This window comes from Treponema pectinovorum (assembly GCF_900497595.1).
GTDB classification, from domain to species: domain Bacteria; phylum Spirochaetota; class Spirochaetia; order Treponematales; family Treponemataceae; genus Treponema_D; species Treponema_D pectinovorum.
This window is the reverse complement of record NZ_UFQO01000004.1, coordinates 261,220-273,883: the sequence shown is the minus strand read 5'-3', so window position 1 is coordinate 273,883 and position 12,664 is coordinate 261,220. Positions and strand designations below refer to the sequence as shown.

Genomic DNA, 12,664 nt, shown 5'->3' with positions numbered 1-12,664 from the left:
AAGAAAAACTCATTTCTTTGCCTTTCTTTTAGTGCTTTGTCTTGTCTTTTTTCCTTCACTAATTTTCTTTTCAAAGAACTGGCCGCTAGTGTTTGTAGCGGGTGAGAATGACTATATCACCCTCCTTTCTCTTTTGTCAATACTTTCCTCTTCCTTTTCCCCTTTTTTTTTCTTCTTTTTCAAATATTTTTTTTATTTACTTTATTTTTCGTTTTGATTCTTCTTTCTTTTGAAAATGTTGTGTGAGCGGTATTTGATGTTTTTTATGACGAGATGTTTTTTTTATGACAAGAATTGTATATGCGGTGTTGTTGTTTTGTTTAGACGAGGTTTTGCAGGCGAAGTTTGACGATTGGTTTTGGACGAGATGTTTTTTTGAAAAGAATTGTATGCGCAGTGTTGTTGTTTTGTTTGTAGATGTCTTTTTTTTGAAAATGTTGTGTGTGTAAAGTTGATGATTTCTTTTTGAGATTCTGTTTTTTGATGTGATTTTTATTGTGAGTTTTTTTGCGGTTCGTTTTGAGTGTTTGTTTTCTATAAAAAAAATAAAATAAAAAACTTAATTTTAACTTTTTAAATAGAATTGCATATTTTATTGCTGTAAAGTCATTTTTGTAACTATATTTATACGAATGGCATTTATACTTTTGCGGCAGGGATTATCCTTAAAGAAAAGCTTCCTTGCTTTTCTTTAAGCGACAGTTTTTTACAAAATTGTCAACATTGCTTGTAGGTCGCACCTCCTGTGCGATAATGCGGCAAGGTCTACTTGTAGCCCCGCTACCCACATGCGAGCTTCCATCGGCAAGGATTGTGTTCAAATAAAATCTTCCGTGATTTTATTTGACAGACAGTTTCCTCACGGAAACTGTCGACATCGATTGTAGGTGTACATCCGTGTACGACAAATGCGGCAGGGATTGGAGGGGCGGCGAAGCCGTCGACCGCAGGAGCAAAGCGACGAGGACGATGGAGCGTTAGCGAAACCACGCAAAGCCCGATTTTGCGAAACTATGTGTAGCAAAAGCCGCCCTTTTTTATTTATAGTGGAAGATAAAGATGATTTTTAAGGACAAACAAAATTGAATTCAAAAGAATCTAACGATAACAACTTTCCTAAATTAATTGAAAAATCTCTATCCAATCCTGAAGATTTTTACAAGATGGCGTTTGAGTTTCAGCAGATAATGATGATTTACGAAAGTGCCACAAAACAAATTGAGACAAAACTCGACATTTTGAACAAGGAAAACAAAGTTTCCGGGCGGAGAAATCCGATTGAAAGCTTAAAGTCAAGGATAAAATCTCCGCAGAGCATTTCTAAAAAACTAGAAAAGAAAAATCTTCCGATGAGTTTTGAAGCGATGACTCAAAACTTAAACGATATTGCCGGCGTCAGAGTTGTCTGCCCTTTTATTTCTGACATATACAGAGTCAGAGAAAGCCTTTTAAAACAACCAGACATAAAATTGATAAAAGAAAAAGACTATATAAAAGAACCTAAAGAAAGCGGTTACAGAAGTTTGCACCTCGTTATTGAAATTCCTGTATATCTTTCTGAAAATTCTCACGAAGTAAAAGTTGAAATTCAACTCAGAACGATTGCAATGGATTTTTGGGCAAGCCTTGAACATCAACTCCATTATAAAACTTCAACAAAAGTTCCAGAAAGCGTTCGAAGAGAACTCTATAGAGTTGCAGAAACGATTGCGATGACTGATAGAGAAATGGAAGAAATTGCGATAGAATTGCAGCACATGGATTAAAAATTTAAGTTTTTGCATTTTTATGCAACCTTTTTATTTTTGTTGTGTCTACAGATATAGGAATTAAATTTATTGCATCTATTGCATCAAAAGGAATTAAAAAATGAACTTTTTAAAAGATTATGTTCTAAACAAAACTGAATTTGCAGATTATGAAGATTTTAAAAACAATTTTAAAATAGCGGTTCCCCAAAATTTTAACTTTGCATACGACATTGTAGATAGGTATGCCGAATTAGAACCGCAAAAAAAAGCACTCGTGTGGTGCGATGACAGTGGCGAAGAAAAAATCTTTACTTTTGGAGATATTTCTAAAAAATCATCGCAGACTGCAAACTACCTTGTAAAACACGGCATAAAAAAAGGCGACAGAGTTCTTCTTATATTGAGAAGGCGATTTGAATTCTGGTTTTTGACTATGGCTTTGCACAAGATTGGGGCAATCGCAGTTCCAGCAACAAATCAACTTACGGCAAAGGATATTGAATATCGCATAAATGCTGCAGGGATAAAAACCGTTGTAACTTACGATGATGAAGTTGTTCAGGAAAGAGTTGAAGAAGCTTGCAAAGAAGCAGCCAAAAAATTGACTCTAATAACGATTGGTAAAAATCGTTCTGGCTGGGAAAGTTTTTACGATGAGCTAAATCTCATGTCAGACAGTTTTGCTCGACCTAAGGGCGAAGATGAAATTAAAAACAGCGACACAATGCTCTTGTATTTTACTTCTGGCACTAGCGGAAGTCCAAAAATGGTTCAGCACGATTTTACATATCCGCTTGGTCATATAGTAACAGCAAAATACTGGCAAAATGTAATAGACGACGGACTTCATCTTTCTGTTGCAGAAACTGGTTGGGCAAAAGCCGTATGGGGAAAACTCTACGGGCAATGGATTTGCGGAACTGCTGTTATGGCATACGACATGGTAAGTTTTTCGCCTTCAAAAATGATGGCTGTAATTTCAAAATATCATGTAACAACATTCTGTGCACCTCCAACGACATACAGATTTTTAGTAAAAGCAGACATAAACAAATACGATATTTCATCTTTAAAATATCTCGTAACAGCAGGAGAAGCGTTGACTCCAGAACTTTTTAATAAAGTTTACGAATCTACAGGGCTCAAAATGTACGAAGCTTTTGGTCAGACAGAAGCAACCGTTATGATTGGAAACTTTCCTGGAATGGAAATAAAACCTGGTTCAATGGGAAAACCCGCACCAGGCTATGACATACAAATTGTGCGTCCAGACGGTTCAGAATGTGCACCTAACGAAAATGGCTCTATCATAATTCGCCTCGAAAAAGAACATCCGCATGGACTTTTCACCGGCTACTACAAAAATCCAGAGCAGACAAAAAAGGCTTTTGCAAACGGAGTTTATAACACTGGCGATGTTGCAAGTTACGATGAAGATGGCTACATTTGGTTTTCTGGCCGTAGCGACGATGTAATAAAAACTTCTGGATATAGAGTAAGCCCTTTTGAAGTTGAAAGCGTGCTTTTGATGCATCCTGCAATTCTCGAATGTGCGGTTACAGGCGTTCCAGACGATAAGCGAGGACAGGTCATAAAAGCATCTGTTGTTTTAAATAAAGGTTTTGAAAAATCCAAACAGCTTGAACTTAAAATTTTTGAATTTATGAAGAGCAAAACGGCGACCTACAAGCATCCAAGAATAATAGATTTTGTAGACGAACTGCCAAAGACTATCTCTGGAAAGATTCGTCGCGTCGAAATACGAGAAAAAGACCAAGGTAAAAAATAGATTATTATTTATGATGGCGGCTTTTTGCTAATCGCAAAAACCGTGCTTTTCGGGGTTCCGCTTTCACTGCATTGGCTACGCCAACGCCTGCGGCGCCCCTCCAATCACTGCCGTTTGTCGCACATGGATGTGCGACCTACAAATTATGTCGACAGTTTGCTAAAATCTTAAAAAGAAAGTTCGCGTAAAAGTGTTTTTTCTATCGTATATAAAGAAACCTTTACATTTTTTTGGGAGTCAATTTCTACAGTAGCACAAGTTTTCCCATCTTCGCATTTTGGTAAGCTTATAGAACCAGGATTTAAATAAAAAAATCCATTGCTTTCTTCCAAAACAGTAATGTGCGTATGCCCACTTATTATTAAAGTTCCTTTTGTAAGCCAGGATTCAAGTTTTTGCCTTTCATAAAGATGTCCATGATGAACAAAAATCCTTTTTCCACAATCCAAAATATTCGTATAAGAAGCAAGGCAAGGAAATTCCAGCACCATTTCGTCAACTTCAGAGTCGCAATTTCCACGAACAGCAATTACTCGATTTTTATGCTCATTTAAAATTGCGGCGACACCCTTAGGATTCCACCCTTCTGGAAGAGGATTTCTAGGTCCGTGATTCAGATAATCACCGCAGAGTATTATAAAATCAACTTCGCTTTGAAAATTTTTAAAAACCTTCGCAAGAGATTCTTCGCTGCCATGAATATCGGAAACCACTAAATATTTCATTTTTTTATCTGTTTATATTCGTTGTAAGCCAGAATAAAAGGGCCAACGCCTTTTGCATCATCCTGCACGATAGGCTCGCTCATGTAGTATTCATAGCTGCCGTCACGACGAGTGTCTTTTTCAGGGCCTAAACCTGCAACAAGGCAGATTCCACCAAGGCTCAATTTGCCCGAATTCGTATTCAAATAGCGATTGCAAATTCCTTCAAAGGCTTTTATTCCTGCCTGCCTGAATTTTTTATCGTCTAAAATTCCTGTTCTAAAACCTTTTAAAAGCGAATATGCAAAAATTGCAGAACCAGAAGTCTCAAGATAATTTTTCTTTCCGTCGCAAAGATTTGGAATCTGATGCCACATTCCGCTTTCATCCTGAAAAAGCAACATGCTTTCGCATAATTCCAAAAAAATCGATTTTAATTTTTTCCAGTTTTCGCTTTCTCTATCTGGCGCTAAATTGAGAGTATCCAGCAAGGCCATGCTAAACCAACCAATCGAACGAAGCCAGAAATTCTTGCTCAAGCCTGTGTTTTTGTCCGCCCAAAAGATGCTTTTTGAACTGTCGTAACCGTGATAGTAAAGACCTGTCTTTTTATCTCGCATTATCTTATAAACGTTAAAAAACTGATTGTATATATCGTCAATATTTTTTGAGTTATCAAAGAGTTTTTCATATTCCATATAAAAAGGCTGAACCATATAAAGACCGTCAAGCCAAACCTGATTTGGATATATCGCCTTGTGCCAGAAATTTCCTTCTTTTGTGCGCGGCTGTTCTTTTACCTGCTCAAAAAGTTTATCAAGAGCTTTTTTATATTTTTCCTTTTTAGTTAGGCGATAAAGCGTAAAGAGATTTTTACCGCCATTTATTTCATCGCAATTCCAAGTATCTTTGCTATAGCCGTCGATAGAACCATCGTCTGCAATTCTGTAATCTTCGTAATAATCTGCAAATTTCAGGTATTTTTCATCACCACTCGTATTATAAATTTCAAGCAGAGCCATAATCATACAGCCGTCTATGTAATCCCAGCCGGATTTTTTACCAGCCCTTGCTTTTTCAATATTCCATATAGGAAATTCCGCAGTAGATTTTGTCATTAAATCGTCTATGTACTGCTCAATAACAACTGTGTCCATAATACGTGTGCACCTCTAAGCAACATCGAAGTTGTAAATTACAATTTATTTTGCTAGTATATCAGAAAAAAAATTCTAAGTACAGTTATTTATCCTGGAGCAATTTTATGATTGATTCAAAATCACGTTTTAAATCCTTAATTTTCGATGCTATAACTTCATTATCAAAAGAAAAAAATATAGAAGATTTTTTGCCAGCTTTAGAACAGGTTATCGTTCAGGAATCTCCAGATTCTTCGATAGGCGATTTAGGCTCTCCAATGTTTGCTTTTTCAAAAGCTTTTAAAATGCCACCTCAAAAAATTGCAGAAGAAGTTGCTCAAAAAATCACGGCAAAAATTCAAAGCCAGGGTGAAAATTCTATCGGCGAAGTGTTGAACGTGGGTCCTTATGTGAATATAAAACTCGACAAAACAAAAGCGATAAACGCGATTCTTTCAAAAATTGAGAAGCAAGGCAAAGATTACGGAAGCTTGAACAATGATGGAAAGAGTTTTTTAGGCGGAGCAAAGATAATGGTAGAATTTTCTTCGCCAAACACAAACAAGCCACTTCATTTAGGGCATTTAAGAAACGATGCTTTAGGAGAATCCGTAAGCCGCATATTAAAAAAAGCTGGTGCTCAAATTTACAAAGTAAATATCATAAACAATCGCGGAATCCACATCTGCAAATCGATGCTTGCATATAAACTTTTTCACGAAAAAAATGGCGACACTCCTGAAAAACTTGGAATGAAAGGCGACCACTTTGTAGGACAATGCTATGTTGAATTTGATAAGTACCTAAAAGGCGAAAAAGAGAATCCGAAAAGTGCACATCCAGATGCACAGGAAATGGCTGAAGAACTTTTAAGAAAGTGGGAAGCAGGAGATAGCGAAACAAGAAAACTCTGGCAAATGATGAACGACTGGACTTTTGAAGGAGTAAAAGAAACTTACGAAAGAACAGGAGTTTCATTCGATAAATTTTATTTTGAAAGCGATACCTACCTTAAAGGCAAAGACGAAATATTAAAAGGTCTTGAAAAAGGGATATTTTTTAAAGCAGCAGACGGCTCAATTCGAGTAGATGTTACAGAAGCGGTTGGAAAAGGAAAAGACGGCGAAGAGCACGAGAAAGTTCTTCTAAGAAAAGACGGAACTTCTGTGTACATAACTCAAGACATAGGAACTGCAATAAGCCGCCACGACGACTGGAATTTCAATGAACTCGTATATGTTGTTGCATCGGAGCAGATTTTTCACTTTAAAGTGCTTTTTTATATCCTAAAAAAACTCGGCTTTGAATGGGCAAACAAACTCTATCATTTGAGTTATGGACTTGTAAATTTGCCAAACGGAAGGATGAAAAGCCGCGAAGGAACAGTTGTCGACGCAGACGATTTAATAGATTCGCTCCATAGCGATGCTTTAAAAGCAATTCAAGAGCGAGGAAGAGAAGATGATGTAGGAGATGCGGATTTCGTAGCAGAAAAAGTTGCTTTATCAGCGTTGCACTATTATCTTCTCCAAGTGAATCCTGTAAAGGATATGGTTTTTAATCCTGAGGAAAGCCTTAGTTTTAACGGAAATACAGGCCCTTATATTCAGTACATGGGTGCAAGAATCGCTTCAATTTTAAGACGAGCAGAAGAGCAAAAAATAAAATCGTTAAGTACAGCGGATGCTTCTAGATTATTAAACAAAGAAGACGAATGGGAACTTGTAAAAAAATTGGGCGACTACCCAGATACGATAGAAAAATCTGCAAAAAATAAGGATTCTTCGGTAGTCACCGCATACATCTACGATATGGCAAAACTTTTCGCAAAATTTTATCAATCTTGCCCTATTCTTTCTGCCGAAACCGAAGATTTAAAGCGCGCAAGACTTTCACTTGCAAAATCTACTTTACAGATTTTAAAAGAAGCGATGGAGCTTGTCTTAGTTCCATATCTCGACAGAATGTAAGCAAACGAGCAGCAAAAATTAAAAATAAAGGTGCAGGAAGAAAGCGAAAACACTGCGTTTTTGTATTTGAATTTAATTTTTACAATACAAAAGCCGCCTGCACTGTCATCATCTTATTTTTTTCTTCTATATCCATATCTTGTGGCAAGTGGGCAGTTTGTCTTCTAAAACTTCCAAAAATGTATTTTCCGCTCAAAAATTTTGAACAAGAAGTGCATTCATTTGCAACTACAATATTAGATTCTTTTATTCCTATCTTTTTTAAAACATTTAAATTTGCCTTTGTTAAAGAAAGTTTGTAATTCAATACTTTTCCGTCTGGGGTTTGGGGCGGATTTGTCGAGAGAATTTTAGAAGTGCAAGATCCAAAGTTTTCTTCAAAAAAATCTCGTCTTTCTTTTTCTATAAAATAACACTCGCTTTGAATGTGAGGTCCAATCGCAACGCAGATGTCTACTATTTTGCAACCGTATTTTTCAACTGCAAGTTGTATGGCAACTTCGATTATTCCTGTTCCTTTCCAGCCAGAATGAACTACGCCAAAAACGCCAGTTGTATCATCGTAAAAATAAATTGGAACACAGTCTGCAACAGTTAAAACTGGCATCAAAAGCGGATTTGCCGTTACAATTCCGTCGCCAGTGCAATTTTTCGTTTCATCCCCGCATTCTACAGAAAAAACTTTTTTTGAATGAATCAACTCCAATGGAACTATCTTAATTTTTTGACTAAAATTTTCGTTTTTGTTTATGGTGGTCGAAACGGAATGCAATGCATAATTGTCAGCGATTATTGAATTTAAAAGATTTTCTCGCCTTTCATTTTTTTCGTTCCATCGAAATCTCATAGAACCGGCAGCCAAAAATGTCATTCCCCATCGTTTTCCGTTTTTTAAAGGTTTTGAATCTTTATAGAACGGCAGAAGAAAATATTTTTTTTCAGGAGAAAGTTCATCTAAAGGCGAAGCAACATTTAAATAATTTACACCGTTCATTTTAAAAGGCTCGGAGTATCTATAGGCTCAAGGTTTCTAATCATAGCAGAGGCATTAAAAATAGATGCTCTGGCAGCAAGAAGATTTTCTTTGAATTTTTCATTATCTTTTCCTTGAATTCTATTAAAATTAGAAAGCGAATCGTAACGGCTGTCTGTTTTTTCAAGAAAAATTCCAGAAAAACACAGCTCTAAAATTCTACACGCCTCTCCAAAAGTCGAAAGCATAGAACGTACATCGCTTTCTACGCTACGAATTATTGTTTCTATTTTTGAATACGCTTGCAAAGAACGCAATCGTTCGTTCATCAATTTGTTAAAAATTAAGCCGTATTCTCCACCAGAAGAAAGACCTTCATTTAAAGCTCGTAAATCAATGGAAAGTTGAATAAGCTTGTTAAAAGAATCATTATACTCAGAGCGATTTTCTTTTTGAATAAAATCCCCTTCGAGCATTATGGTTTTTAAAGTGAGTTCGTATTCAGGGAATTTTTCTTTTATATACCAATTTAAAAAACCAGCCGTAAGTTCATATCTAAAAGTAAGTCCAGCCCAAAGATTTGCCCAAGGACGTTCTGGCAAAAGAGGAAACTGCTCAAGTGAAAAATTGTTTTTTAAATCGATTCGCAACGCTTCTTTTTTGCAATCATGACTCCAAGCCTGCCATTTTTTATCAAAAAGTCTTTTCCAATTAGCTTTATACTTTTGATACCAATCTTCGCCACCTGTAAAATTTTCTGGAGTCCAAGTGGAATCTGCATATACAACTTTTCCGACAGAGCGCATTGGAACAGTCGTTATAAACATCTTCATCAAAGCGATTTGCGCCTTAGCCTTTTCCATAAAATCCAACGCTTTATCAGAAACTTCATCAATTCCATCTAAAGTTTTTTCGCTCGTATTCCTTCTAGAAAAAAGATAAAGCGCTTCAAAAACTTCATCTGGAATAATCATTCCGTTGCACAAAATTTTTGCAAAAAGGCTTATTTCATTTTCCAAAACATTAAACGAACACGAATAATTGCTTTCGACAACCGCAGAAAAGAAATTTAGAAATCTTTGAAAAGGAAGTTTTGAAAATTGCCTTAACCATTCAACTGCACGAACTGCCGCATACATGGCATTTCTATCAGTTGCAGGAATATTGTTTATAATTTCATCCATCTTACGTAAAAGCGCAATTCTTTGGTCAGGGCGAGCTCCATTGCTCAACGGAATTGAATATGGGTCAACTTCTGCATCCATCTGTTTTTCAATATCGGTTATAACAAGCGAACCTAAAAAAACAAGAAATGAATTTTCATCGCCTTCCATATTTGTTATGTACGGTCGAAAAAAATCTGCACTCAACTTTAGTTCAGAAAGTTTTTCGTAAAAAGCAGACTGCAAAACCGCTCGCTTGTTGTCTAAAAGATTCGGACTTATTTTGTCGATATAGCGAGCAATCAACGAAATTTTACGCTCATTATAAAGAGCCTGTATAGAAGTGTTTGAAATTAGCGATTTAATCCACAGGTATATACGAAAAAATATCGATTCATTTTTTATCTGCTCGCTAAACGGAATCTGCTCGTCATTTTCAAATTTATCATCGTAAGTTAAAGACTCGTTTACGCCACCAGATGCTTTCATTTTTTCGAGCATCTCTTTTCTCTCACCTTCCGAAAGCCCAGAAACAAGTCTATCAAAGGAATTATTTTCCATAAGCGTTACCATTATATAGTAAAACAAAGTCTAAGTGCAAAAAAAAAATCGTGCATGTACATACCACCCACATAGGTACACTTTACATACACGATTTTTATAAAATCAAATAAAATTATTATGCGTTTAAATATTTAAGGACGAGTTGCCCCATCTCTTTTGTTCCAACGAGTTTTCCATCTGCCTTTATTTGAGCAATTTTAGAACCTGCAATGTCGCCAGTTCTGTAGCCTGCATCCAAGACAGACTTTACCGCTTCTTCTATAGATTGAGCTTCTTTTTCAAGTTTAAAACTGTATCGCAAGAGCATTGCAGCAGAAAGAATTGTTGCAAGTGGATTTGCAAGATTTTTTCCTGCAATGTCTGGTGCAGAACCGTGGATTGGCTCATAAAGCCCAGGTCCTGTTCCGTCTCCCAAAGAAGCAGAGGCGAGCATACCGATAGAACCTGTAATTTGCGATGCTTCGTCTGTTAAAATATCGCCAAACATATTTGAAGTCGCAATAACATCAAATTGACGAGGAGAGCGAACCAACTGCATAGCCGCATTATCGATGTAGAGAAAATCCAAAGTTACATCTTTGTACTCTTTGTGAACTTCTTCTGCAACGGTTCTCCAGAGCCTACTCGAATTCAAAATGTTAGCCTTATCAACAACCGTAAGGTGATTTTTGCGTTTTTTTGCAAATTCAAAGCCCAGTCTTACAATTCTTTCAATCTCTTGCCAAGAATATTTTTCTGTATCCCAGGCAGTTTTTCCGTCTGGAGAAGTTCCCCTCTCGCCAAAATATATACCGCCAGTGAGTTCGCGCACAACGAGAATATCAAGACCGTCGCCAACAATCTCGTCTTTTAAAGGACAAGCATCTTTTAGCTGAGGCCACATAACCGCAGGTCTAAGATTTGCAAAAACCTTCATTCCACCTCGTAAACCAAGAAGCGCCTTTTCAGGGCGAATTTCTGGTGCAACATTGTCCCACTTAGGACCTCCAACAGCACCCAAAAGAGTTGCATCGCTTGAAAGACAGATGTCGAGCTGCTCCTGCGGAAGAGGCACTCCAAAGGTGTCTATCGCCTGACCGCCGGCAATAACATTTTTATAGTTCCATTTGTGGCCAAATTTTTTAGCGACAGCATCCAAAACTTTTACCGCTTCGCTAACAACATCGGGACCAATTCCATCTCCATGAATTAAAGCAATAGTTTTTTCCATAATATAACTTCTCCAAAAGCGAAAATTTTAATTCCGCTTAATTACTTCAATAATGCTAAAAACAATATCATTTTTAACCGTTTTTTACAATTAAGAAATTTTATAATATAATTTTGTAACGATGAATGATTTAACCGACAAAGAACTCGTCCAAAAAGCTATTGAATCTCAAAAATATTCGTATTCGCCTTATTCAAAATACAAGGTTGGCGCCGCACTTTTATGCAAGGATGGAAAAATCTTTACAGGAACAAATATAGAAAACGCTTCCTACCCTTGCGGGTTATGTGCCGAGAGAGTTGCAATGTCAAAAGCAATATCAGAAGGAAACACAAATTTCGTAAAAATCGCAATCGCAGGCTCTTCAAAAGAAATTTGCACACCCTGCGGACTTTGCAGACAGTTTATGGCAGAATTTTCATCTTCATTAAAAGTTTTATGTGCAAACGTGGAAGGGAAATACGAAGAGAAAAAACTTTCATCGATTCTTCCATCTAACTTTGAATCTTCTTCACTGAAATAGACAAATTAAAATTAAATTCGCTTTTTTACAACAACCGCTTTTTGCACAAAATTCTGCGCGTAAAAAACTAATTCCATCAAATCAAAAACTGTGCTAGTCTTTTTAGGACAAAATAATCAAGAAAATTATCAATAAAAAAATCAAGGAAATTATCATGGAAGATTACAAAAAAAATTTTATAGATTTTATGGTCGAATGTGAGGTTTTAAAATTTGGCTCTTTTACTTTAAAATCTGGCAGAAAATCACCTTTTTTTATGAATGCAGGCGCTTATGTAACCGGCAGTCAACTGCAAAAACTCGGCGAATTTTATGCCCAGGCGATACACAAAAATTTTGGAGACGATTTTGACGTTTTTTTTGGACCTGCCTACAAAGGAATTCCACTCGCAGTCGTAACAGCAATCGCTTATTCAAAACTTTACGGTAAAGAAGTCAAATATTGCTCAGACCGCAAAGAAGAAAAAGACCACGGTGCAGACAAAGGCTCTTTTTTGGGTTACAAAATAAAAGACGGCGACAGGGTTATAATCATCGAAGACGTTACGACCTCTGGAAAATCAATCGAAGAAACCTACCCAAAAATTAAAGCACAAGAAACAAAAGCAGGAGCAATAAAAATAGTCGGCGAAATAGTTTCCTTAGATCGCATGGAAAAAGCTCCAGAAACAACAAGAGCCGCACTTTCGGTCATAAGTCAAAAATACGGCTTTCCAGCGTGTGCAATCGTAACAATGCAGGACGTAATCGAGCGCCTCTACACAAATGGCGACAAAAAAATAATCACAGACAAAATAAAAGCAGAATTAGACGAATATTACAAACAATACGGTGCTGAATAAGTGCACTGTCTGCCAAAGGCAGACCGCTATGTCCGTG

General features: G+C 36.7%; 10 protein-coding genes. 5 read left to right on the top strand and 5 right to left on the bottom strand.

From position 1 onward, the window contains the following. Positions 1-1,082 precede the first annotated feature (1,082 nt). Both FXX65_RS07955 and FXX65_RS07950 read left to right on the top strand, forming a co-directional pair. Positions 1,083-1,766, top strand: coding sequence for a GTP pyrophosphokinase (locus FXX65_RS07955; RefSeq protein ID WP_246104362.1), 684 nt, complete (start codon positions 1,083-1,085; stop codon positions 1,764-1,766). A gap of 103 nt (positions 1,767-1,869) precedes the next feature. After that, the gene (locus FXX65_RS07950) at positions 1,870-3,540 is read left to right on the top strand and encodes an AMP-binding protein (RefSeq protein ID WP_147615822.1); all 1,671 of its coding nucleotides are present in this window, start codon (positions 1,870-1,872) and stop codon (positions 3,538-3,540) included. A gap of 167 nt (positions 3,541-3,707) precedes the next feature. On the opposite strand, the gene yfcE is transcribed toward FXX65_RS07950, so the two are convergent. Both yfcE and FXX65_RS07940 read right to left on the bottom strand, forming a co-directional pair. After that, complete coding sequence (gene yfcE / locus FXX65_RS07945) at positions 3,708-4,265, bottom strand: phosphodiesterase (protein ID WP_147615821.1); 558 nt, start codon at positions 4,263-4,265, stop codon at positions 3,708-3,710. Next, positions 4,262-5,401, bottom strand: coding sequence for a glycoside hydrolase family 88/105 protein (locus FXX65_RS07940; protein ID WP_147615820.1), 1,140 nt, complete (start codon positions 5,399-5,401; stop codon positions 4,262-4,264). The genes yfcE and FXX65_RS07940 overlap by 4 nt, the downstream gene beginning before the upstream one ends. A gap of 107 nt (positions 5,402-5,508) precedes the next feature. Here FXX65_RS07940 and argS point away from each other — a divergent pair, with 107 nt between their 5' ends. Next, positions 5,509-7,353, top strand: a complete 1,845-nt coding sequence (gene argS, locus FXX65_RS07935) for an arginine--tRNA ligase (RefSeq protein WP_147615819.1) — start codon at positions 5,509-5,511, stop codon at positions 7,351-7,353. Positions 7,354-7,432: 79 nt separating this feature from the next. On the opposite strand, the gene FXX65_RS07930 is transcribed toward argS, so the two are convergent. From FXX65_RS07930 to leuB, 3 genes are all read right to left on the bottom strand, one after another. Further along, a complete protein-coding gene (locus tag FXX65_RS07930) occupies positions 7,433-8,347 on the bottom strand; it encodes a polyphenol oxidase family protein (protein WP_147615818.1) in 915 nt (304 codons plus the stop codon). Continuing rightward, positions 8,344-10,050 (bottom strand): DUF5312 family protein, encoded by a 1,707-nt coding sequence (locus tag FXX65_RS07925; protein WP_147615817.1) that lies wholly within the window; start codon positions 10,048-10,050, stop codon positions 8,344-8,346. Before FXX65_RS07925 ends, FXX65_RS07930 begins: the two co-directional genes overlap by 4 nt. Positions 10,051-10,168: 118 nt before the next feature. Next, complete coding sequence (leuB, locus tag FXX65_RS07920; RefSeq protein WP_147614014.1) at positions 10,169-11,263, bottom strand: 3-isopropylmalate dehydrogenase; 1,095 nt, start codon at positions 11,261-11,263, stop codon at positions 10,169-10,171. Positions 11,264-11,384: 121 nt separating this feature from the next. Here leuB and cdd point away from each other — a divergent pair, with 121 nt between their 5' ends. Both cdd and pyrE read left to right on the top strand, forming a co-directional pair. Then, positions 11,385-11,786, top strand: coding sequence for a cytidine deaminase (gene cdd / locus FXX65_RS07915; protein WP_147614013.1), 402 nt, complete (start codon positions 11,385-11,387; stop codon positions 11,784-11,786). 154 nt (positions 11,787-11,940) lie between these two features. Then, a complete protein-coding gene (gene pyrE, locus FXX65_RS07910; protein WP_147615816.1) occupies positions 11,941-12,627 on the top strand; it encodes an orotate phosphoribosyltransferase in 687 nt (228 codons plus the stop codon). Positions 12,628-12,664: the final 37 nt, after the last annotated feature.